Origin of the sequence: Streptomyces sp. V3I8 (assembly GCF_030817535.1) — a bacterium.
In the GTDB taxonomy this organism is placed as follows: domain Bacteria; phylum Actinomycetota; class Actinomycetes; order Streptomycetales; family Streptomycetaceae; genus Streptomyces.
The window spans coordinates 3,622,579-3,643,306 of the sequence record NZ_JAUSZL010000002.1; the positions used below are offsets into that span (position 1 = coordinate 3,622,579).

The 20,728-nt window shown below is 71.1% G+C and carries 21 protein-coding genes, 1 tRNA gene and 1 pseudogene; 15 read left to right on the forward strand and 8 right to left on the reverse strand.

The genetic code is table 11. The features are described from left to right. Positions 1–163 precede the first annotated feature (163 nt). Positions 164–667 carry a YwqJ-related putative deaminase gene (locus tag QFZ75_RS15790; protein WP_307537519.1) on the forward strand — a complete coding sequence of 168 codons (504 nt, stop codon included), beginning with the start codon at positions 164–166 and terminating at the stop codon, positions 665–667. Between the two features lie 97 nt (positions 668–764). Then, entirely contained in the window at positions 765–1,268 is a 504-nt protein-coding gene (locus QFZ75_RS15795; protein ID WP_307537521.1) for an SUKH-3 domain-containing protein, read from the forward strand. Between the two features lie 116 nt (positions 1,269–1,384). Here the strand turns inward: QFZ75_RS15795 and QFZ75_RS15800 are convergent, their stop codons facing one another. Beyond that, entirely contained in the window at positions 1,385–2,728 is a 1,344-nt protein-coding gene (locus QFZ75_RS15800; protein WP_307537522.1) for a sensor histidine kinase, read from the reverse strand. Positions 2,729–2,895: 167 nt separating this feature from the next. On the opposite strand from QFZ75_RS15800, the gene QFZ75_RS15805 reads away from it, so the two are divergent. The 7 genes from QFZ75_RS15805 to QFZ75_RS15835 all read left to right on the forward strand — a co-directional run bounded on the left by QFZ75_RS15805 (position 2,896) and on the right by QFZ75_RS15835 (position 8,616). Beyond that, a complete protein-coding gene (locus tag QFZ75_RS15805; RefSeq protein WP_307537523.1) occupies positions 2,896–3,771 on the forward strand; it encodes a helix-turn-helix domain-containing protein in 876 nt (291 codons plus the stop codon). 11 nt (positions 3,772–3,782) lie between these two features. Further along, positions 3,783–3,853, forward strand: a tRNA-Gln gene (locus QFZ75_RS15810). A 111-nt stretch (positions 3,854–3,964) separates the two neighbouring features. Beyond that, positions 3,965–5,449, forward strand: coding sequence for a bifunctional UDP-N-acetylglucosamine diphosphorylase/glucosamine-1-phosphate N-acetyltransferase GlmU (glmU, locus tag QFZ75_RS15815; protein WP_307537526.1), 1,485 nt, complete (start codon positions 3,965–3,967; stop codon positions 5,447–5,449). Between the two features lie 141 nt (positions 5,450–5,590). Continuing rightward, positions 5,591–6,562 (forward strand): ribose-phosphate diphosphokinase, encoded by a 972-nt coding sequence (locus QFZ75_RS15820; protein ID WP_307537528.1) that lies wholly within the window; start codon positions 5,591–5,593, stop codon positions 6,560–6,562. 194 nt (positions 6,563–6,756) lie between these two features. Beyond that, a complete protein-coding gene (locus tag QFZ75_RS15825; RefSeq protein ID WP_307537530.1) occupies positions 6,757–7,338 on the forward strand; it encodes a 50S ribosomal protein L25/general stress protein Ctc in 582 nt (193 codons plus the stop codon). Between the two features lie 93 nt (positions 7,339–7,431). Further along, entirely contained in the window at positions 7,432–8,043 is a 612-nt protein-coding gene (pth, locus tag QFZ75_RS15830; RefSeq protein ID WP_307537532.1) for an aminoacyl-tRNA hydrolase, read from the forward strand. Between the two features lie 75 nt (positions 8,044–8,118). Further along, positions 8,119–8,616, forward strand: coding sequence for a hypothetical protein (locus tag QFZ75_RS15835; protein WP_307537534.1), 498 nt, complete (start codon positions 8,119–8,121; stop codon positions 8,614–8,616). A 64-nt stretch (positions 8,617–8,680) separates the two neighbouring features. Here QFZ75_RS15835 and ppc read toward each other — a convergent pair whose 3' ends face one another. Continuing rightward, positions 8,681–11,413 carry a phosphoenolpyruvate carboxylase gene (gene ppc, locus QFZ75_RS15840; protein ID WP_307537535.1) on the reverse strand — a complete coding sequence of 911 codons (2,733 nt, stop codon included), beginning with the start codon at positions 11,411–11,413 and terminating at the stop codon, positions 8,681–8,683. Positions 11,414–11,710: 297 nt separating this feature from the next. Between ppc and QFZ75_RS15845 the strand changes: the two genes are divergently transcribed. Further along, the gene (locus QFZ75_RS15845) at positions 11,711–12,724 is read left to right on the forward strand and encodes a fatty acid desaturase (protein ID WP_307537537.1); all 1,014 of its coding nucleotides are present in this window, start codon (positions 11,711–11,713) and stop codon (positions 12,722–12,724) included. Next, the gene (locus QFZ75_RS15850; RefSeq protein ID WP_307537539.1) at positions 12,721–13,392 is read left to right on the forward strand and encodes a TetR/AcrR family transcriptional regulator; all 672 of its coding nucleotides are present in this window, start codon (positions 12,721–12,723) and stop codon (positions 13,390–13,392) included. Before QFZ75_RS15845 ends, QFZ75_RS15850 begins: the two co-directional genes overlap by 4 nt. A 33-nt stretch (positions 13,393–13,425) precedes the next feature. Here the strand turns inward: QFZ75_RS15850 and QFZ75_RS15855 are convergent, their stop codons facing one another. Continuing rightward, the gene (locus QFZ75_RS15855) at positions 13,426–14,307 is read right to left on the reverse strand and encodes an alpha/beta fold hydrolase (RefSeq protein ID WP_307537541.1); all 882 of its coding nucleotides are present in this window, start codon (positions 14,305–14,307) and stop codon (positions 13,426–13,428) included. A 112-nt stretch (positions 14,308–14,419) separates the two neighbouring features. On the opposite strand from QFZ75_RS15855, the gene QFZ75_RS15860 reads away from it, so the two are divergent. After that, on the forward strand, positions 14,420–14,950 hold the full coding sequence (locus tag QFZ75_RS15860) for a CGNR zinc finger domain-containing protein (protein ID WP_307537543.1): 531 nt from the start codon (positions 14,420–14,422) through the stop codon (positions 14,948–14,950). Between the two features lie 21 nt (positions 14,951–14,971). Here QFZ75_RS15860 and QFZ75_RS15865 read toward each other — a convergent pair. Beyond that, a pseudogene (locus QFZ75_RS15865) lies at positions 14,972–15,208 on the reverse strand (glyoxalase); the annotation flags it as partial. A gap of 38 nt (positions 15,209–15,246) precedes the next feature. Further along, entirely contained in the window at positions 15,247–16,065 is an 819-nt protein-coding gene (locus tag QFZ75_RS15870; protein WP_307537544.1) for a trans-aconitate 2-methyltransferase, read from the reverse strand. A gap of 131 nt (positions 16,066–16,196) precedes the next feature. On the opposite strand from QFZ75_RS15870, the gene QFZ75_RS15875 reads away from it, so the two are divergent. Continuing rightward, complete coding sequence (locus tag QFZ75_RS15875; protein ID WP_307537546.1) at positions 16,197–16,694, forward strand: MarR family winged helix-turn-helix transcriptional regulator; 498 nt, start codon at positions 16,197–16,199, stop codon at positions 16,692–16,694. Here QFZ75_RS15875 and QFZ75_RS15880 read toward each other — a convergent pair. Then, positions 16,653–17,420: a response regulator transcription factor gene (locus tag QFZ75_RS15880; RefSeq protein WP_307537548.1), complete on the reverse strand. Its 768-nt coding sequence runs from the start codon at positions 17,418–17,420 to the stop codon at positions 16,653–16,655. The genes QFZ75_RS15875 and QFZ75_RS15880 overlap by 42 nt on opposite strands. 258 nt (positions 17,421–17,678) lie before the next feature. Here QFZ75_RS15880 and QFZ75_RS15885 point away from each other — a divergent pair, with 258 nt between their 5' ends. Then, entirely contained in the window at positions 17,679–18,134 is a 456-nt protein-coding gene (locus QFZ75_RS15885; protein ID WP_307544523.1) for an N-acetyltransferase, read from the forward strand. Positions 18,135–18,202: 68 nt separating this feature from the next. On the opposite strand, the gene QFZ75_RS15890 is transcribed toward QFZ75_RS15885, so the two are convergent. Both QFZ75_RS15890 and QFZ75_RS15895 read right to left on the reverse strand, forming a co-directional pair. Beyond that, positions 18,203–19,105: a GNAT family N-acetyltransferase gene (locus tag QFZ75_RS15890; protein ID WP_307537550.1), complete on the reverse strand. Its 903-nt coding sequence runs from the start codon at positions 19,103–19,105 to the stop codon at positions 18,203–18,205. A gap of 78 nt (positions 19,106–19,183) precedes the next feature. Further along, the gene (locus QFZ75_RS15895; protein ID WP_307537551.1) at positions 19,184–19,921 is read right to left on the reverse strand and encodes an SDR family oxidoreductase; all 738 of its coding nucleotides are present in this window, start codon (positions 19,919–19,921) and stop codon (positions 19,184–19,186) included. Between the two features lie 164 nt (positions 19,922–20,085). Between QFZ75_RS15895 and QFZ75_RS15900 the strand changes: the two genes are divergently transcribed. After that, positions 20,086–20,658: a TetR/AcrR family transcriptional regulator gene (locus QFZ75_RS15900; RefSeq protein WP_307537553.1), complete on the forward strand. Its 573-nt coding sequence runs from the start codon at positions 20,086–20,088 to the stop codon at positions 20,656–20,658. The last annotated feature ends 70 nt before the right edge of the window (positions 20,659–20,728 follow it).

Genomic DNA, 20,728 nt, shown 5'->3' on the forward strand with positions numbered 1-20,728 from the left:
CCCCCACCGGCCAAGGACCCTCCGCTTCCGTGACCTGCCGTCATCGAGCCGTGACGGTGAGACGAAGACCTCGCGTGTCGCACCGCCCCAGCTTCCGCACGGGCCACGGAGTTTGGCACTCTGTCGGAGCACCGGGGGATGCGGTAAGGGGAGGAACAGGACAATGAACGCGACGCACACGGGTACGTCCGGAGATCCACGGGTCGGCTGGAGCAGCTCCGAGCTGCCCGCCGCCCCGGTCCTCCTGCACCGCCGCGACGGCATACTGCCCACCATCGCCGCCGCCCTCTCCGTACGCGGTGCCACGCTCACCGGCACCGCGGGCCGCGGCGACCAGCCACCGCCGCTGCACCCCCTCGTGCAGGACTTCCTGGACACCCTCACGAGCGGGCAGCGCGACCGGTTCACCGGCCGCTGCGCCGAGGCCATCCTCATCTCCCGCCACCTCGTCGCGGCCGACGCCGCCCGCTCCAAGCGGGCCGCCCGCAAGCCGATGACCAACGGAGAGGCCCGCAAGTCCCTCAAGCAGGCCAAACTCACCGCCCGCCGCATCCGTGAGGACGGCGACCCGCTGCACGGCAGCTTCGCGCCGCCCTGCCGCTCCTGCACGGCGCTCAGCGCCCACTTCGGCGTACGCGTCGTCGACCCGACCGCACGGGAGGACTGACCGGGGCCTTCCGCCGCACGAGGACGCGACCGGCGTCACTCGAAGAAGCCCGCCGCCGGACACCACGGCGGCGGCTCGGAACGATCGCGAAGGGCAGATGCACACCGACCGCACCGCCGCCACCTCCACCACCCGCTTCTCCGTGCCGGTCGACGCTGCGCTGCGCTCCGCCGGCTGGCGGCCGGGCCGCTGGGACATAAGGCAGGCCGAGTTCTGGGCGGACGCCCTGCGCAGCCACGAGTCCGCGGGCGGGCACCGCCATGCCGTGTTCCCGGCGGCGGTGGAGGCATGGGCGGAGTTCGGCGGACTCCGTGTCACGACGATCGAGTCCGGCCGGCAGATCGCCCCCTCACCCCTGCACCTGGACCCCCTGCACGGACTGCACATGGCCCGCACCCTCGCCGACCTCGGCAGGGCCCTGGACACCGAAGTCGCCCCGCTCGGCGAGGAGACCGACAGCAGAGCCCTGCTGGCCATCGACGCGCAGGGCCGTGTCTACATGCTGGACCACACCGGCGACTGGTACCTCGGCACCGACATCGACCAGGCCCTGACCACACTCGTCGCGGGCCGGGAACCGGTACGCCTGACAGCGGGCTGAACCGACACCGACAGCCACGGTGGGCCCACCGCACGGCACCCACGCAACCGCCGCGCGCCCGCCGTACGGTCACGGCGCAACCGCTGCCGCGCGGACGCAGCCGGCCCGGTCCCGGCTCAGCCCCCGGCCGGGATGACCGCCGACACCCGGAAACCGCCCGCGTCCGTCGGGCCGGACACGAACACCCCGCCGAGACCGACGACCCGCTCCTTCATCCCCACCAGACCGTTCCCCCCGCTGGGCAGCCGGGCGTCGGACGCGGCCCCCGGCTCGGGCGGCGGCCCGTTCTCCACCTGCATCGCGATCTCCGCCCCGCGATGGGCCAGCCGCACCCGCGTCTTCGCGCCCGCCGCGTGCTTGTGGACGTTGGTCAGCGCCTCCTGCACCACCCGGTAGGCGGTCTGCTCCACCATCGCCGCGTACCCCCGCGCCCTCCCCTCCACGGAGAGGTCGACGACCATCCCCGCGGCGGCGGACTGCCCCACCAGCTCCTCCAGGTCGTCGAGGCAGGGCCCCTCCCCCGACTCCTCCTCGACGTCCCGGGACGCGGCCGCGGCGGCCGCCGCCGCGGCCCCCACGGCGGCCAGCGGCACGGCCTGCACCGGCGCGGACGAGTACGCCGAACCCGGCACCGCCCCGTCGTTCCTGCGCAGCACGCCCAGCATCTCGCGCAGCTCCGTCAGGGCCTGGCGGCCCATGTCCCCCACCAGCGAGGCGTTCTTCACGGCCTTCTCGGGATCCTTGCGGGCCACCGCCTGCAACGCGGCGGCGTGCACCACCATCAGGCTCACCCGGTGCGCGACGACGTCGTGCATCTCGCGGGCGATGCGGGTCCGCTCCTCGTTGCGCGCCCACTCCGCCCGCTCCTCGGCGCGCTCCGCCAGCAGCTGCAGCTCCCGCTCCAGGGAGTCGGCCCGCTCCCGCAGGCTCTCCATCAACCGGCGCCGGGCACCCACGTAGAGCCCGAGCAGCACCGGGGGCGCCGTCATCCCGAGCGAGGTGGTGATCGACACGAAGGGCACGAACCAGTCCCCCAGCGGCGCCACATCGCCCCGCACCATCCCCTGGTGCGCCCGTACGTAGGTGACGATGAGCATCCCCACCATCGACATGCCGGCCAGCGCCCCGATGATCCGCCGGGGCAGTTCCGAGGCCGCCAGCGTGTACAGCCCGACGAGCCCCATCAGGAAACCCATCTGGGCGGGCGTGATGGCGATCGACACCAGGACGACGGCGATCGGCCACCGCCGCCGGAACACCAGCACGGACCCGGCGACCGCCCCGAACAGCATCCCCACGGGCACCGGCAGCCCGGCCGCGTCCGCGAACGGGAACCCCTCCGCCGCGCACTCCACCGCCGACACCAGCGCAAGACTTCCGTCGAGCACCGCACTGCGCCACCTCGCCCACCACCACGGCCCGGTCAGGGTCGCGGTGTGGTCTTCCCCCGTCGTGGTCATGCCTCCAGCCTACGATTGCCCCCCGCCCGGTTTCCGGTGAGTTTCCCGGACTGGTTCACACCACTTCTCGCAACCGAACAAAAGCGAAACCCGTCTCCGTCCCTCGAACTGATGAATCGCCCGCCGTTCGACCGCGGAACGCCACATTCCGCCCAGACGGTATGCCCATGGAACATGCACCGGGCAAGTACGCGGACTTCGAGGGACTTCGGGAGCGGGCCATGGCCCTGCGCCGCGAGGGCCTCAGCCGCCGCCAGATCCGCGACCGGCTCCAGGTCCACAACAACGACATCCTGAACCGCCTCCTGGAGGGCGAGCCGCCCCCCGAGTGGACGAAGCGCCCACGAGCGAAGGACGACCTCCGCGCACGGGTCAGGGAGCTCCGCCTCCAGGGCTGGACGTACGACCGCATCCAGGCCGAGCTGGGCTGCTCGAAGAGCTCGATCTCCCTGTGGGTACGGGACCTGCCGAAGCCGGAACGGCCCAGGCGGACCCGGGAAGAGGCTTCGGCGATCGCCAAGCGCGGCTGGGAGGCCACGATGCGGCTGCGTGAGGAGGAACGCCAACGTGCCAAAGCCGCGGCCGCCGACGACATCGGCACCATGTCTGATCGCGAGCTGTTCCTGGTGGGCGTCGGCCTCTACTGGGCCGAGGGCACCAAGGACAAGCCCCACGCTCGCCGGGAGTTCGTCACCTTCGTCAACAGCGATCCGGGAATGATCGACTTCTTCCTGCGTTGGCTCGACCTCCTCGGAGTGGGGCGTGATCGCGTGCGGTACTGCGTCATGATCCACGAGACGGCCGACGTGGCGGGCGCGGAACGGTACTGGGCGGACCTCGTCGGTGCCGACAGCAGCGCGTTCAACAAGACGACCATCAAGAAGCACAACCCCAAGACGGTTCGCAAGAACATCGATGCGACCTATCGTGGCTGCCTGGTAATCAAGGTCCACCAGAGCGCAGACCTCTACCGTCGCATCGAAGGCGCCTGGTACGGCATAGTGTTGTCCGCGCGCAAGGCCGATCAAAATAATCGGACATAAGGCGCAATTTATCCCGGGTCGTCTAATGGCAGGACAAACGGTTTTGGTCCGTTGAATGAGGGTTCGATTCCTTCCCCGGGAGCCCTCCTCACGTGGGCTCTGACAGCACTGTCAGGGCCCGCTCCCATGTCGTCCCCGAAACGCCCCGGTATCCTGCGGATGTCCCAGACACCAGTAGCCGAAGGGCATATCCGTGAGCGCCAACCTTCCCCAAGCTCTCGGCTCCGGAGCAGGGGAGACCCCACCCGCAGCCGTCGTCGTTCTCGCAGCGGGCGAGGGCACCCGTATGAAATCGGCCACACCCAAGGTCCTGCACGACCTCTGCGGCCGTTCCCTCGTCGGTCATGTGCTCGCCGCCGCCGGTGAGTTGGCCCCCGAGAACCTGGTCGTCGTCGTGGGCCACGCCCGGGAGAAGGTCACCGCGCACCTCGCGGAGACCGCCCCGGACGTACGGACCGCCGTGCAGGCCGAGCAGAACGGCACGGGGCACGCGGTGCGGATGGGCCTCGAGGAACTGGGCGGTGCCGTCGACGGCACCGTCGTGGTCGTCTGCGGCGACACCCCCCTGCTCACCGGCGCGACCCTGCGCAAGCTCGCCTCGACGCACACCGGCGACGGCAACGCGGTCACCGTGCTGACCGCCGAGGTGCCGGACGCCACCGGGTACGGCCGGATCGTGCGGGACGGTGTCTCGGGCGCCGTGACGGCCATCGTCGAGCACAAGGACGCCTCGGAGTCCCAGCGCGCGATCCGTGAGATCAACTCCGGTGTCTTCGCGTTCGACGGGCAGCTCCTCGCGGACGCGCTCGGCAAGGTCCGCACGGACAACAGCCAGGGCGAGGAGTACCTGACGGACGTCCTCGGCATCCTCCGCGAGGCCGGGCACCGGGTCGGCGCCGCCGTGGCGGACGACCACCGTGAGATCGCCGGCATCAACAACCGGGTGCAGCTGTCGGAGGCCCGCCGCACCCTCAACGACCGCCTGCTGCGGGACGCGATGCTGGCCGGTGTGACCGTCGTCGACCCGGCCTCGACGTGGGTCGACGTCACCGTCACCTTCGAGCGGGACGCGGTCGTGCACCCGGGCACCCAGCTCCAGGGCGCCACGCACCTGGGCGAGGGCGCCGAGGTGGGCCCGCACACCCGGCTGAACGACACCACGGTGGGTGCGGGCGCCCGGGTCGACAACACGGTCGCGAACGGCGCGGAGGTCGGCCCCCGGGCGAGCGTGGGCCCCTACGCGTATCTCCGTCCCGGTACCCGCATCGGCCCGAAGGCCAAAGTGGGTACGTATGTGGAGACGAAGAACGCCTCGATCGGCGAGGGCACGAAGGTTCCCCACCTGTCGTACGTCGGTGACGCGACGATCGGCGAGTACTCGAACATCGGGGCCGCGAGCGTCTTCGTCAACTACGACGGTGAGGCCAAGCACCACACGACGGTGGGGTCGCACTGCAAGACGGGCTCGGACAACATGTTTGTGGCGCCTGTCACCATCGGGGACGGCGCGTACACCGCCGCCGGATCCGTGATCACGAAGGACGTGCCGCCCGGTTCGCTGGCCGTGGCCCGCGGCCAGCAAAGGAATATCGAGGGCTGGGTGGCCCGCAAGCGTCCGGGGAGCGCCGCCGCGAGGGCCGCGGAGGCGTCGTCCCGGGAGGCCGGCGGCGAAAGCTGACCGGAAAAGGTCGGGTCGGACTCGGCGTACCGTGGTAGACGCACATCCGCACACCCAGCCGAGACCGCACTCGAGGGCACGAGAACGCGCTTGAGAGCACATCTCGACATCCGGCTGAGACACCTCTGAGGAGACAGTGCTGTGACCGGGATCAAGACGACCGGCGAGAAGAAGATGATGTTCTTCTCCGGCCGCGCCCACCCCGAGCTTGCCGAGGAGGTCGCCCACCAGCTGGGTGTCGGGGTCGTCCCGACGAAGGCCTTCGACTTCGCCAACGGTGAGATCTACGTCCGCTACGAGGAGTCGGCCCGCGGCGCCGACTGCTTCCTGATCCAGAGCCACACGGCTCCGATCAACAAGTGGATCATGGAGCAGTTGATCATGATCGATGCTCTGAAGCGGGCTTCCGCCCGGAGCATCACCGTGATCATGCCGTTCTACGGTTACGCCCGCCAGGACAAGAAGCACCGCGGGCGTGAACCGATCTCGGCGCGTCTGGTGGCCGATCTGCTGAAGACGGCCGGTGCGGACCGCCTGCTGACGGTGGATCTGCACACGGACCAGATCCAGGGCTTCTTCGACGGGCCGGTGGACCACCTGTTCGCGCTGCCGCTGCTCGCGGACTACGTGGGCCACAAGGTGGACCGCTCCAAGCTCACGGTCGTCTCCCCGGACGCCGGCCGGGTGCGGGTGGCCGACCGCTGGTGCGACCGTCTGGGCGCGCCGCTGGCGATCGTGCACAAGCGCCGTGACAAGGACATCGCGAACCAGGTGACCGTGCACGAGGTCGTGGGTGACGTCGAGGGCCGGGTCTGTGTCCTGGTCGACGACATGATCGACACGGGTGGCACGATCTGCGCCGCGGCGGACGCGCTGTTCGCGCACGGTGCGGAGGACGTCATCGTGACGGCGACGCACGGGGTCCTGTCGGGTCCGGCCGCGGACCGTCTGATGGCTTCGAAGGTCAGCGAGTTCGTCTTCACGGACACCCTGCCCACCCCGGGCGAGCTGGAACTGGACAAGATCACGGTGCTCTCGATCGCGCCGACGATCGCGAACGCGGTCCGTGAGGTCTTCGAGGACGGCTCGGTGACGAGCCTCTTCGACGAGTAGGCGCGGACCGGGACAGATCAATTTCTTGTACGGCCTCCCCGCCGCGTAAGCTGTCACAGTTGCTCGGCGAGGGAGGCCGCACTCTTGGGTGCGGCGGTCCGTTATCGACGCGCTCTTCGTAGCAGGCCGATGGTTCGGCCGGGTGACTTCCTTCCCTGGCCTTTCCAGGCTTTCCCGTACTACGAGGAGTGACTATGTCCGAGGTCAAGCTCGCCGCCGAGACCCGCACCGAGTTCGGCAAGGGTGCCGCGCGTCGCATCCGCCGTGACAGCAAGGTCCCCGCCGTCGTGTACGGCCACGGTGGCGACCCGGTCCACATCACGCTGCCGGGCCACGAGCTGCAGCTCGCCCTGCGTACCCCGAACGTCCTGCTGACCCTGGACATCGAGGGCAAGACCCAGCTCGCCATCCCGAAGGCCGTCCAGCGTGACGCGATCAAGGGCTTCCTGGAGCACGTCGACCTGCTTCTCGTGAAGAGCGGCGAGAAGGTCAACGTCGAGGTCTACGTGCACACCGAGGGTGACCTGGCCCCGGGCGCCTTCCTGCTGGAGCACGTGCTGAGCACGCTGACCGTCGAGGCCGAGGCGACGCACATCCCCGAGTCGGTCACCGTCTCCATCGAGGGCCTGGAGGCCGGCGCGGCCATCCTCGCGAAGGACATCCCGCTGCCCGAGGGCACCACGCTGGCGATCGACGAGGACGCGGTCGTGCTGCAGGTCCTGGCCGCCCAGGCCGAGGAGTCCTCGGACGACGCGTCGGACGACTCCGACGCCTGATCCCGTCCGGGATCCGCTGTTCGCCGGCCGCCGCTCCCCAGGGGGCGGCGGCCGGCGTGTATCCGCTGAACCGAACCAGCCGGTCCAGGACCGATGGGAGTAACGGACGTGACCACGGAACCAGGTGCCCCCTGGCTGATCGTGGGGCTCGGCAATCCCGGCCCCGACTACGCCATGAACCGTCACAACGTGGGCTTCATGGTGGCCGACCTCCTCGCCGGACGGATGGGCGCCAGGTTCAAGCGGGCCGGGAAGGCGCAGGCCCAGGTGATCGAGGGGCGGATCGGTCCGCCCGGGCCGCTGAACCGCCGGGTGATCCTGGCGAAGCCGATGTCGTACATGAACCTGTCGGGCGGGCCGGTGACGGCGCTGCGGGACTTCTACAAGGTGCCGACGGCGAACATCGTGGCCGTGCACGACGAGCTGGACATCGACCACGGCGTGCTGCGGCTGAAGCTGGGCGGCGGCGACAACGGGCACAACGGCCTGAAGTCGATGACGAAGGCGATGGGGCCGGACTACCACCGGGTGCGGTTCGGGATCGGGCGTCCGCCGGGGCGCATGCAGGTCGCCGATTTCGTCCTGAAGGACTTCGGTTCGGCGGAGCGCAAGGAGCTGGACTACTTCGTGGACCGGGCCGCGGACGCGGTGGAGTGCCTGGTCATCGAGGGTCTTGAGCGCGCGCAGTCGACGTACAACTCCTGACAACACGGGACTTGTCCCCCGCGTGGGCCGTCCCGGAGTTGACCGACCGCACGGCCATGGCCAAGGATCGCCGCCATGCCCGCCCATGCCCAGGCCCGTGCCTCCCGCCGGAGAGCGGTCGCGGCGCTGCGGTTCGGACGGTTCGCGGTGATGGGCGCGGTCGCGGTGCTGATCCTGATCGCGGGTGTCTGGGCCTCCTGGGGGACCGCCCAGCACGTGATGCTCACCAAGGGCCGTGAGCGCGGCACGATGACGGTCACCCGGTGCGCCGAGGACCGCTGCTCGGGTCCGTACCGGCCCGTGTCGGCGGGTTCCACCGCGCGGGACCGGGTGGTCCTCGACAGCGAGGTGGCCGTGGAGAAGGGCCGCACGTACACGGTCGTGGTGAAGCCCGGCACCGACGAGGTGGTCCGCGCGGGCGCCGGCGGTCTGCTGTACGCCTGGGTGCCGCTGGGCGGCGCGCTGATGCTCGTCTCGGTGGTGGTGGCGGGCGGCCTGGGCAGGAGCCGGCTGGGCTGGGCGCTGGGCGGCGCGGGTCTGGCGCTGGTGACGGCCGCGTTCCTGGCGCTCTGACATCTGACGCACGAAGGGCGTCAGGGTGACCCTGACGCCCTTCGTCCTGGGGTGTCCTGCCGGCTCAGCCGGTGTTGCGCAGGCCCGCCGCCACGCCGTTGACGGTCAGGAGCAGGGCGCGGGACAGCAGCGGGTCCGGCTCGGCGCCGGCCGCGGCCTCGTCGCGCTGCCGCTTGAGGAGGGCCACCTGGAGGTAGGAGATCGGGTCCAGGTAGGCGTCGCGGATGGTGAAGGTCTGCTTCAGCACCGGGTGGGCGTCGAGGAGTTCGGCCTCACCGGTGATGCGCAGCACCTCCCGTACGGTCAGCTCGTGCTCGGCCTCGATGGCGGCGAAGACGTGCCGGAGCTCCTCGGGGACGAGGGTCTCGACGTAGTGGCGGGCGATCCTGAGGTCGGTCTTGGCGAGGGTCATCTCGACGTTGGAGATGAAGTTGCGGAAGAAGTGCCACTGTTCGTGCATCTCGTCCAGGACGCTGTCGAGGCCGGCCTCGCGCAGTGCCTTGAGGCCGGCGCCGACGCCGAACCAGCCGGGCACGATCTGCCGGGACTGGGTCCAGCCGAACACCCAGGGGATGGCGCGCAGGCCATCGAGCGAGACGCCCGAGCCGGGACGGCGGGAGGGCCGCGAGCCCAGGTGCAGGTCGGCGAGCTGGTCCACGGGGGTCGACGCGAGGAAGTACGTCGGCAGGTCGGGGTCTTCGACGAGCTTGCGGTAGGCGTTGTGGGCGGCCTCGGAGACGACGTCCATGGCGGCGTCCCAGCGGGCGAGCGCCTCGTCGGACTGGCGCGGGGAGGTGTGCAGGGCGGAGGCCTGGAGGGTGGCCGCGACCGTCAGTTCGAGGTTCTCGCGGGCCAGCGACGGCACGAGGTACTTGTCGGAGATGACCTCGCCCTGTTCGGTGACCTTGATCTCGCCCTCCAGGGTGCCCCAGGGCTGGGCGAGGATCGCGTCGTGCGAGGGGCCGCCGCCGCGGCCGACGGTGCCGCCGCGGCCGTGGAAGAGCCGCAGGCGTACGCCGTAGCGGTGGGCGACGTCGCGCAGCCGGCGCTGGGCGCGGTGGATCTCCCACTGGGAGGTGGTGATGCCGCCGAACTTGGAGGAGTCGGAGTAGCCGAGCATGACTTCCTGCACGTCGCCGCGCAGGGCCACGAGCCGCCGGTAGGACGGGTCGGACAGCATGTCCTCGAGGATGGTGTCGGCGGCCTTGAGCTCGTCGGTCGTCTCCAGGAGCGGCACGATGCCGATCTTCGCCCAGCCGGCGTGCAGGTCGAGGAGTCCGGCCTCGCGGGCCAGCACGGCGGCGGCGAACACGTCGTCGGCACCCTGGCACATCGAGATGATGTACGACTCGATGACCTCGGGTCCGAAGACCTGGAGGGCCTTCTTGACGGTCTCGAAGACGCCGAGGGTCTTGGATCCGTCGGCGTCCAGCGGCGCGGGGGTCGGGCCGAGGGGCCGACGGGAGCGCAGTTCCTTGGCGAGGAGCTTGTGCCGGTACTCGCGCGGCATGTCCTCGTAGCGCCAGGACTCCTCGCCGAGCCGGTCGAAGAGCTGGCCGAGCGCGTGGTGGTGGGCGTCGGCGTGTTCGCGTACGTCCATGGTGGCGAGCTGCAGGCCGAAGGCGGCGAGCGTGCGGATCGTACGGTTCATGCGGCCGTCGGCGAACAGGGCGCCGCGGTGCGCGCGCAGCGAGGTCTGGATGAGGGTGAGGTCCTGCAGCAGTTCGGCGGTGCCGAGGTAGTCGCGGCCGTCCTCGTGCGGGGTGTTCCTGGCCAGGCGCTGCTTGGTGTTCTCCAGCTTCTGCCGGATGCAGGTGGCCTTGAGGCGGTAGGGCTCCTCGGCGTTGAGGCGCTTGTAGCGGGGGCTGATCTCGGGCAGCCGCTCCAGGTCGTCCTGGAGGGAGGTGAGCAGTTCCTCGGTGGCTCCGGTGTAGCGGATGGAGTTGGAGAGGAAGCCGCGCAGTTCGTCGATCAGTTCGAGCGCGTCGTTGATGCCGTGCTCGTGCTGGAGGATCAGGACGTCCCAGGTGACCTGCGGTGTGACGTTCGGGTTGCCGTCGCGGTCGCCGCCGATCCAGGTGCCGAAGGTGAGGGGGCGGGTGTCGTCGGGGAGCTGGACGCCGACGCGTTCCAGTTCCGCGGTGAGGTCCTCCAGGACGTCGCCGACGGCGCCGGCGTGCAGCTCGTCCAGGTAGTAGATGGCGTTGCGGGCCTCGTCGGCCGGTTCGGGGCGCACGACGCGCAGTTCGTCCGTCTGCCAGACCAGGTCGATGTTCTCGGCCAGACGGGTGTCGTAGCGGCGCCGGTCGGCCTCGATGACCGGGGTCTCCAGCAGGGCGGCGATGCGGCGCAGCTTGTTGAGGACCGAGCGTCTGGCCGCCTCGGTGGGGTGCGCGGTGAAGACGGGACGGACGTTGAGGTGCTGCACGGTCGTGCGCAGGTGCTCGGGGTCGGCGTCCTTGAGCCGGTCCGCCGTACGGGCGAGGAGGCCGCCCTCGGCGGCGCGCCGGGCGCGCAGCTCGCGGCCGCGGTGCACCTGCTCGGTGACGTTGGCGAGGTGGAAGTAGGTGGAGAAGGCGCGGACCAGCTTGGCCGCGGTCTCCAGTTCGGTGCCGCGCAGCAGCTCGGCGGCGGCCTCGCCGTCCTCCCGGGTGAGGCGGCGGACCTTCTCGACCAGTTCGAGGAGCTCGGGACCCTCCTGGCGTACGAGGGTCTCGCCCAGCAGATCGCCGAGGCGGCGGATGTCGGCGCGCAGTTCACTGCCGGTTGTCGTGGTCTGGTCGTCGGCACTGCTCACAGGTGCGGCTCCTTGCAGTGTTGAAGCTCGTCTGGAGGGGAACCCGTCAGCCCGAGGCGGCACGTGCCGCGTCAGCGGCTGGGCATCCGGGGATGAAACAGAGCGGACCGCGCTGTCCGACCGAGACCAAGGATAGGTGTCCATCGGGACGCGCAGTCTCTGGGGCTCTTGCCCCGGGGAAACGCGCTGCCATACTTACGACGCCGTAGGTTACGCAACCGTAAGCGCTGTTTCCGGCTACCCAGAGGCGTGCTTACCGGCCACCTTCACTCTCCTCGACCCCCCAGAGGAAGCCCCATGCCCACAGGTTCCGACGTGATCGACGACGCCTCGAAGGCGCGCGACAACGATCCCTCCCTCCCCTCCGCCACGCTGGGCGGTGAGCGCAAGCGCTCGGTCGAGCAGCTCACGCTCCTCCTCTTCATCACCGTCCCGTTCCTGGCCGTCCTCGCGGCGGTCCCGCTGGCCTGGGGCTGGGGCGTGAGCTGGCTGGACCTCGGTCTGCTGGTGTTCTTCTACTTCCTGGGCTGCCACGGGATCACGATCGGCTTCCACCGCTACTTCACGCACGGTTCCTTCAAGGCGAGGCGCCCGCTGCGGATCGCCCTCGCCATCGCCGGCTCCATGGCCGTCGAGGGGCCGCTGGTGCGCTGGGTGGCGGACCACCGCAAGCACCACAAGTTCTCCGACGCCGAGGGTGACCCCCACTCGCCCTGGCGTTTCGGCGAGACCGTCCCGGCCCTGATGAAGGGCCTGTGGTGGGCGCACATCGCGTGGATGTTCGACGAGGAGCAGACGCCGCAGGAGAAGTACGCGCCGGATCTGATCAAGGACAGGGCGCTGCGCACGATCTCCCGCCAGTTCCTGCTGTGGGCCGGTCTGTCCATCGCCCTGCCCGCGGTGATCGGCGGTCTGGTGACGATGTCCTGGTGGGGCGCGTTCACGGGGTTCTTCTGGGGTTCGCTCGTACGGGTGGCGCTGCTGCACCACGTGACCTGGTCGATCAACTCGATCTGCCACGCGGTGGGCAAGCGGCCCTTCAAGTCGCGTGACCGCTCGGGCAACGTGTGGTGGCTGGCCGTGCTGTCCTGCGGCGAGTCGTGGCACAACCTGCACCACGCGGAGCCGACGTCGGCGCGGCACGGCGTGGAGCGCGGCCAGGTGGACTCCTCGGCGCGGCTGATCCGCTGGTTCGAGCGGTTCGGCTGGGCGTACGACGTGCGCTGGCCGTCACGCTCGCGTATCGATTCGCGCCGCAACCCGGACGGGAAGGGCTCCCGGCGCAAGGCGGAGACCGCCGAGGCGGCATGATTGACGGCGTGGCCGACTCCAGCGCACCCAGCAACGAAAAGCCGCGGCGCGTCCGCCGCACCCGGATGACCGGTGCGGAACGGCGGGCCCAGTTGCTGGAGATCGGCCGCACCCTCTTCGCCCAGAAGGGCTTCGAGGCGACGTCGGTGGAGGAGATCGCGGCGAAGGCCGGCGTCTCCAAGCCGGTCGTCTACGAGCACTTCGGCGGCAAGGAGGGTCTCTACGCGGTCGTGGTCGACCGCGAGATGCGCCGCCTCCTGGACGGGGTGACGAGCTCCCTCACGGCCGGCCATCCCCGGGAGCTCTGCGAACAGGCGGCCTTCGCCCTCCTCGACTACATCGAGGAGTACACGGACGGCTTCCGCATCCTGGTCCGCGACTCCCCGATCCCCCAGTCGACGGGCACGTTCGCGTCCCTCATCTCGGACATCGCCACGCAGGTGGAGGACATCCTGGGCCGTGAGTTCCGGCGGCGCGGCTTCGACTCGAAGCTCGCTCCGCTGTACGCCCAGGCCCTGGTCGGCATGGTCGCCCTCACCGGTCAGTGGTGGCTGGACGTCCGCCGCCCCAAGAAGGCGGAGGTGGCGGCCCATCTGGTCAACCTGGCCTGGCACGGCCTGGACGGCCTGGAGGCGAAGCCGCGCCTGATAGGACGCCGCAAGAGCTAGTGCCGCACCAGGCACCAGGGCGTTTCTCCTGGATCAGGCCGGGTCCGCGGACCCGGCGCCGGTCAGGAATCCGCGGATGTACCCGGCCACGGTGTCCAGGTGGCTCTCCAGCAGAAAGTGCCCGCCGCCCGGAATCAGATGGATCTCCGCGGCGGGCAGGTCCCTGGCGAAGGCCCGCGCCCCGGCCGGGCCGAAGATCTCGTCGCCCGCGCCCCAGACCGCGAGAAGAGGGAGTTGGCGCTCCCTGAAGTGGGCGTGCAGCCGGGGATAGAGCGGCGGATTGCTCGCGTAGTCGCGGAAGAGCGCCAGTTGCACGAGGTCGTTGCCCGGCCGGCCGACCTCGCGGTGGTCGGCGGCCCAGGTGTCGGGGTCGACCAGCTCGGGCCGGTCCACCCCGTGCAGGTACTGCCAGCGGATGGCGTCGAGCGAGAGGGCGGCACGGACGGCGGGTTCGGTCCGCGGGCCCGGATCGTCCCAGTACGCCCGCACAGGCTTCCAGAACTCCGGTACGAAGCCCTCCTCGTAGGCGTTGCCGTTCTGCGTGATCACCGCGGTGACGGCGTCCGGGGTGCGCAGGGCCAGTCGCCACCCGACGGGCGCGCCGTAGTCCTGGACGTACACGGCGTAGCGGGTGACACCGAGCCGGTCCAGCAGCGCTTCCGTGATGTCGGTCAGGGAGTCGAACGTGTAGGTGAACGCGTCCACGGGCGGGGCGTCGGAGCTGCCGAAGCCGAGGTGGTCGGGGGCGATGACCCGGAACCGGTCGGCCAGCGCCGGGATGAGATGGCGGAACATGCGCGAGCTGGTGGGGAACCCGTGCAGGAGGACGAGCGCGGGCGCCTCACGGGGCCCTGCCTCGCGGTAGAAGACGCGATGCCCCCGCACGGTCGCGTACCGATGGCGGACCTCAACCATGACTAACCCCTTCAATGCCTTTTGACGGTTACTCCGGCGCGTCCAGTAGACCGCCCATGGAGTAACCTGTCAAACGTCTCGATGGAGTTAGCCGGACGGAGAGGGCAGGACCGTGCTGGACGACGAAGCCTTGATGCAGGCGCTGAACAGCACCCCGGTCACGGACGGCCGACGCCGGGACCTGTGGGGCGACGACCGCGAGATGGACACGTGGGCGCGGGAGCACGGGGGCACCGGCGGCGACGACGAACGCCGGTGGCTGCGCACGGCCCGGGACGCGCTCCAGGCGCTGGAGTCGGACACGCCGGACACGCCGGACACGCCGGGCTCGTCGGCGGAGCCCCGTCTAAGCCGGGTCCTGGAGGACGTCCACAAGGTCCCGCGGCCCGGCGCGTCGGGCATCGAGTGGCACCTGCGGGTACCGCCGGAGCGCAGGCTCGCCGTGGAACTGGTGCTCGCCTGGGCGGACGTCAAGGAACGCCTGCCCGGCCGCCTGCGGCCGTGCGGGAACCCCGAGTGCCGCCTCTTCCTCCTGGACCGCAGCCGGGCCAACACCGCGCGCTGGTGCTCGATGAAAACCTGCGGAAACCGCCTGAAGGCCCGCCGCCACCAGGCCCGGACACGGGAGATCCCGCCGGGGTGAGCGGGCCGGCGGGCGTCGCGGTCAGACCGGATCCAGGAACTCCGGCCGGCTGCCCACCGGGTCCTCGCAGCAGAAGCGGCGGTGTCCCGGCAGCAGGTCGTCCCGGGTGACCGCCGCTCCACGGGAGGCCGGCCGGGCCGCATCCGCCTCGACGGCCGTGACCCGCGGTCCCGGATGCGCCTTCCGCGCGGGCCGGAAGTCCGCCTCGGCCCCGAGGTGCACGCGAACCGCCCCCGCCCGGAACCAGCAGCCTCCGCGCGGCGAGCCGCACGTGGCCGATGCCGACGAGCGTCCGGTCACGCCGCCTTCCGCGCCACCGCGAACAGGCGGCGGAACGGGAGCACCGTGCCGTACGGGGCCGCCGGGTAGGCGGCGCGGAGCAGGTCGCGGTACTCGGCGGTGAAGGCGTCGGCGGCCTCCGGGTCGTCGGCCAGGGCCGTGAGGACGGGCCGCATCCCCGTGCCCTTCGACCAGTCGAGAACCGCGTCCTCCCCCGGCAGGATCTGCAGGTACGTCGTCTCCCAGACGTCCGTCGCGCACCCGAGCCGCGCCAGCCGGTCCAGGTAGACGAGCGGGTCGTGCACCGAGTCCGCACGGCGCAGGACCCCGTCCAGCCGGCCCTTCCACCGTGCGGAGCCCGCCAGTTCGCGCATCAGGGCGTGCAGGGGCGCGTCGATGTTGTCCGGCACCTGGAAGGCGAAGGTCCCGCCGGGAGCCACCGCGTCCAGCCACGGGCCGAACGCCTCCAGATGTCCCGGCACCCACTGGAGCGCGGCGTTCGACACGATCAGGTCGTACGTCTGCGGGGGCGCCCAGTCCGTGAGGTCCGCGTGGGTGAAGTCGAGGCGGCCCCCGCCCGCCGTCGGTCCCGCGTGCTCCCCGGTCCGGGCCAGCATCTCCGCGGAGTTGTCGTACCCCGTGATGTGCGCCGCCGGCCAGCGCGAGGCGAGCAGGCCGGTGACGTTGCCGGGCCCGCAGCCCAGGTCGGCGATGCGGGCCGGGTCGCCGGGCAGCGCGGGGACGCGGTCGAGCAGCTCGGCGAAGGGGCGGGCGCGGTGCTCCGCGTGGCGCAGGTACTGATCCGGATCCCAGGTGGGAGTGGGGGCGGCGGACATGGGGCCTCCTCGGCGTCGGGGCGGGCTGGCCTCCACCCTCACACCACAGTTATCTCGCAGTCAAGATACTTGACCTCAAGATACTCCATATCAAGAGACTCCACATCGACACAACCACTACACTGATCGCCATGGAGGACGAGGTCGATCGGCTGGTCGCAGCATGGCGCCGGGAGCGCCCCGACCTCGACGTGGAACCGCTCGAGGTGCTGAGCCGCGTGAGCAGGCTCGCGCGGCACCTGGACCGGGCACGCCGGATCGCGTTCGCCGAGCACGCCCTGGAGCCCTGGGAGTTCGACGTGCTCACCTCGCTGAGGCGCGCGGGGGCTCCGTACCAGCTCTCCCCCGGCCAGCTCCTCACCCAGACCCTCGTCACCTCGGGCACGATGACGAACCGGATCGACAGGCTCACGAAGAAGGGCCTGGTCGAGCGGCTCCCCGACCCCAGCGACCGCCGCGGCGTACTCGTGCGCCTCACCGAGGAGGGCCGTGACCGGGCGGACCAGGCCCTCGCCGGGCTCCTCGACCAGGAGCGGGCGATCCTCGCGGAGCTCAGCCGGGCCCAGCGCGGTGAACTGGCCGCGCTGCTACGCCAGTTGACCGCCCCGTTCGACAACATCCCCGGCTAGGTCGACCGGCCCGACCCCGGCGCGGCGGGCGAGCGCCACGGCCGCGAGGGTCGAGTGGACGCCCAGCTTCCCCAGCACGTTCTGCATATGGGTGCGGACCGTGTGCGGGGAGAGGAACAGCCGCTCGGCGACGGCCTTGCGCCCCAGCCCGGCCACCATGCACCGCAGCACCTCGCGCTCGCGCGGCGTCAGCGACTCCACCAGCCGCTCGCTCTCGGTGCGGTGCTTGCGGGCCGCGGTCAGCTCCCGCAGCACGCCGGTGAGCAGGGCCGGCGGCAGATGCGTCTCGTCCCGCAGCACCCCGCGGATGACGGTCAGCAGCCGGGACAGCGAGCAGTCCTTGGCGACCCAGCCCGAGGCGCCCGCCTGCAGGGCGAGGGCCGCACGCCGCGAGTCGTCCTTCTCGGCGAGGACGACGATACGGACAGCGGGCTGGCCCGAACGGACGCCCGCCACCAGCGAGATGCCGTCGACCAGGCCTTCTTCGTTGTTGTCGTGCACGGGTACGGCCGGCCGGGCGCCCGGCACGTTGCCGCCGAGGTCGGCGTCGACCAGCAGCACGTCGAATCTGCGGCCTTCCGCGATCGCCCGTTCGAGGCAGCGCAGCGCGGCCGGACCGCTGCCCGCCGCGGAGACGTCCACGTCGGGCTCGGCGGCCAGGGCGGCAGCGAGCGACTCGGCGAAGATACGGTGGTCGTCGACGACCAGAACACGGATGCGAACCACTTCAACCCCCACTGGTCGGGGGACGGACCGGCGCGGGTACGGCGCCCGAGGTGATCCCGAGCCTTCCGTCGGCCCGGGAAACGGAGTGCCGCAGCCGCACGGCCGCCGCCGTGCTGGAACTGCTACCCCCACTTCGGGCGTCGTACCCGACTGTCTCGCCCCCTGATCGGCACCGGCCCCCACCGGTGCTGCTCATCAGAGTACGGCTGGGCGCCAGGAGCGGAAGGTGATTTGCAGAACTGATTGGCCAGCGCGTTTATGGTGAGCCGTATGTTTCGCATTGAGACAGAAGTCGACAGGGAACGCAGCCAATTCCTGCGGTCCCGGCTGCGGGAGGCCAACACGGCGGCTTCACCCGTGCTGCGTTCACTGCGGGGAACCCCTGACGAACGGGAGGTTCCGCTGCAGGTGTGGGCGTCGACGGAGCGCGGCGAGGTCGCGGGAGGCCTGGTCGGGCACACCTGGGCGACCTGGCTGCACGTCACCTACCTGTGGGTCGACGAGCGCCACCGCGGCGCGGGCCTGGGCTCGCGTCTGCTGTCCCGGGCGGAGCGCCTGGCCGTGTCGTCCCGCGGCTGCCGTGCCTCGCGCCTGGAGACGTGGGACTTCCAGGCACCCGACTTCTACCGCAAGCAGGGCTACGAGGTGGTGTGCGTGATCCCGGGCTACCCGCCGGGGATCACGGAGTACACGCTGACGAAGCGCCTGGGCTGAGGCCCGCGGTCACGGGACGGGGCCCGGGACCGCTCGCCCGCCGCGCCGGCGGCGGGCAGGACCGGGTGTCACCGGCCGGAGGGCCGGCCGGCCCGTGGTGCGCCCGGGGAGAACCGGTACCCGGCGAAGTCGGCGACGCGGACGTACCCGAGGCGCTGGTAGAGGGCGTTGCTGGTGGGGTTGTCCGGGTCCGTGAACAGGACGACGTCCGTCGCGCCCGCCGCCAGCGCCGTCCGGCTCGTCTCGACCGTCACGGCGCCCGCGTAGCCGCGGCCCCGGAGACCGGCCGGGGTGTAGACGGGGTCCACCCGGACCACGCCGCCGATGACCGAGGTCGCGGCCGCCATCGAGACGGGCGTGCCGTCCGGGGTCTGCCAGAACGTGAAGTGCCGGTCACCGAAACGCGATTCGTCCCAGGAACCGGCGTCGATCAGGTCGATGGAGGCCTGCTCCCCGACGTCGACGCAGAACTCGCGGCACCAGCGCACGACGTGTTCGCGGTCCTGCCCGCCCGTGCGGCGCCCCCGGCCCTCCGGTAGCGGCCTCGGTGGGGTGAGCGTGCCGAGCCGGTAGAGATGCGTGCGCCAGAAAGGCACCGGCGCCGCGCCCGTGGCCCGCTGCCACGACCGGGCGAAGGCGCCGGCGGTGTCGTGGTCCGCGATGACGGTGGAGGGCGTATGCCCGAGACCGGCCAGGTGGGCGGCGAGGGCGTCGGTCCGCCCGGCGGGGAGGGGCGTGAGGCCCAGGCGCCCGCGCGCAGTGAGATAGAAGATCGCGCTGATTTCGTCTTCCGGCCCCAGCCGGCCGAGGACGGGGGCCTCGGCGTCCGGTTCGGCCGCCCCGCGTATCCGCAGTCTCTCGATGTCCGTCAGCGACATGTTGTGCAGGGCGGGGCGCGAGCGCAGGAAGTCCCCGGCCCGGGCGAGGAAGTCGTCGACGTCTTGGGTGAGGTGCCAGTCATCGGGGAGCATGCTTCATGATCCCGGACGCCCTCGGCCCGGGGAGTACGTGCTCGGCGCCTTTCGGCCACCTGCCGCGACCACCTCCGGTCAGGCTTGCACGGTGGGCCGGACGACGATCTCGCTGATGTCGACGCCGTCGGGCTGTCCGATCGCGTAGCCGATCGCGGAGGCGACGGCGGAGGGCGGCATGGCGATCTCGTCACGCAGCCGGACCAGCGTGGCCGCGGCCTCGGGACTGGCTCCCTTGCCCACGCCCTCGGTGTCGGTGAAGCCGGGCGAGACGAGGGTCACGCGCAGGTCGGGTCCCGATTCCTGGCGCAGGCCCTCGGAGAGGACCTTCACCGCCGTCTTGGTGGCCGCGTAGACGGCCTGGGGGCTCTTGACGACGTAGGCCGCGGTGGAGGCGACGTTGACGAACTGGCCGGAACGCTGCCGGCGGAAGACCGGGAGGGCCGCCCCGATGCCGTTGAGCAGGCCGGTGACGTGGGTGGAGACCATGGCGTCCCAGTCGTCCTGGCGCAGGTCGTCGAACGGGGAGATGGCCATCGTGCCCGCGTTGGAGACGAGGACGTCGAGCCGGCCGTACCGGTCGACGGCCGCGTCCGTCAGACGCTGGAGGTCCTCGCGGTGCCTGACATCGACGACGACACCGGTGGCGGTGCCGCCCTTGGCCGTGATGGCGTCCACGACCGCGTTCAGCCGGTCCTCCCTGCGGGCGCCGAGCACGAGCCGGGCGCCCTTTTCGGCGAGGTGGACCGCGGTCGCTTCGCCGATGCCGCTGCTGGCCCCGGTGATCGCGACGACCTTGCCCTGGATCTTCGACATGATCGGCTTCCTTCCGGGGGCGTGCGCCGGTCGGCGCATTGGCCTACAGTCTAAGTGGAGGCGCCCCCATTTATTCGAGCCTAAGTGGGGACGGCCCCGTTTGGCAATTCGAGACACCTCCGGGAGACTTCCGAGCGGCTTTCGAGAGGGGACGACGGGTACCGATGACAGACGAGATGCACCGCCCGCTGCGGGCCGACGCACGGCGCAACAGGGAGAAGATCCTCACGGCCGCCGCGCGCGTGTTCACGACGGAGGGGCTGGACGCGCAGATGGAGCGCATCGCCAAGGAGGCGGGCGTGGGCAGCGCGACCCTGTACCGCAACTTCCCCACCCGGGAGGTCCTGGTCGAGGCGGTCTACCGCAACGAGGTGGCCCAGCTCTGCGACGCCGCCCCCGCCCTGCTCGCACGCAAGCCGCCGGACGAGGCCCTGCGCGCGTGGACGCGCCTCTTCCTGGACTACGTCACCACCAAGTACGGCATGATCGACGCCCTGCGCGCCATCGCCGCGACGGGAGGCAACCCCTACGGCCACAGCCGGGAAATGATCTGGGCCGCCATCGCGTCGCTCATGGACGCGTGCGTGGCGGCCGGGACGATCCGTACCGACATCCGCCCCGCCGACATCGGCGCCGCCCTCGAAGGCATCGCCCTGACCTCGGCGGGCGCCGAACACCGGCAGCAGGCGGAACGCCTGCTCGACCTCACCCTGGACGGCCTCACCGTCCGCCCCTGAGGCCACGCGCAGGGGCCCGCCGCGCGCGGTGACGCGGCCCACGGCCGTCACGCAGCCGCCGGTGCGGGGT

Bases quoted from the DNA above. Each gene is read 5' to 3' on its own strand.
- QFZ75_RS15790 (WP_307537519.1), top strand. From the start codon at position 164: ATGAACGCGACGCACACGGGTACGTCCGGAGATCCACGGGTCGGCTGG.
- QFZ75_RS15795 (WP_307537521.1), top strand. From the start codon at position 765: ATGCACACCGACCGCACCGCCGCCACCTCCACCACCCGCTTCTCCGTG.
- QFZ75_RS15800 (WP_307537522.1), bottom strand. From the start codon at position 2,728: ATGACCACGACGGGGGAAGACCACACCGCGACCCTGACCGGGCCGTGG.
- QFZ75_RS15805 (WP_307537523.1), top strand. From the start codon at position 2,896: ATGGAACATGCACCGGGCAAGTACGCGGACTTCGAGGGACTTCGGGAG.
- QFZ75_RS15825 (WP_307537530.1), top strand. From the start codon at position 6,757: ATGTCCGAGGTCAAGCTCGCCGCCGAGACCCGCACCGAGTTCGGCAAG.
- pth (WP_307537532.1), top strand. From the start codon at position 7,432: ATGGGAGTAACGGACGTGACCACGGAACCAGGTGCCCCCTGGCTGATC.
- QFZ75_RS15835 (WP_307537534.1), top strand. From the start codon at position 8,119: ATGCCCGCCCATGCCCAGGCCCGTGCCTCCCGCCGGAGAGCGGTCGCG.
- QFZ75_RS15845 (WP_307537537.1), top strand. From the start codon at position 11,711: ATGCCCACAGGTTCCGACGTGATCGACGACGCCTCGAAGGCGCGCGAC.
- QFZ75_RS15850 (WP_307537539.1), top strand. From the start codon at position 12,721: ATGATTGACGGCGTGGCCGACTCCAGCGCACCCAGCAACGAAAAGCCG.
- QFZ75_RS15855 (WP_307537541.1), bottom strand. From the start codon at position 14,307: ATGGTTGAGGTCCGCCATCGGTACGCGACCGTGCGGGGGCATCGCGTC.
- QFZ75_RS15870 (WP_307537544.1), bottom strand. From the start codon at position 16,065: ATGTCCGCCGCCCCCACTCCCACCTGGGATCCGGATCAGTACCTGCGC.
- QFZ75_RS15875 (WP_307537546.1), top strand. From the start codon at position 16,197: ATGGAGGACGAGGTCGATCGGCTGGTCGCAGCATGGCGCCGGGAGCGC.
- QFZ75_RS15885 (WP_307544523.1), top strand. From the start codon at position 17,679: ATGGTGAGCCGTATGTTTCGCATTGAGACAGAAGTCGACAGGGAACGC.
- QFZ75_RS15890 (WP_307537550.1), bottom strand. From the start codon at position 19,105: ATGCTCCCCGATGACTGGCACCTCACCCAAGACGTCGACGACTTCCTC.
- QFZ75_RS15895 (WP_307537551.1), bottom strand. From the start codon at position 19,921: ATGTCGAAGATCCAGGGCAAGGTCGTCGCGATCACCGGGGCCAGCAGC.
- QFZ75_RS15900 (WP_307537553.1), top strand. From the start codon at position 20,086: ATGACAGACGAGATGCACCGCCCGCTGCGGGCCGACGCACGGCGCAAC.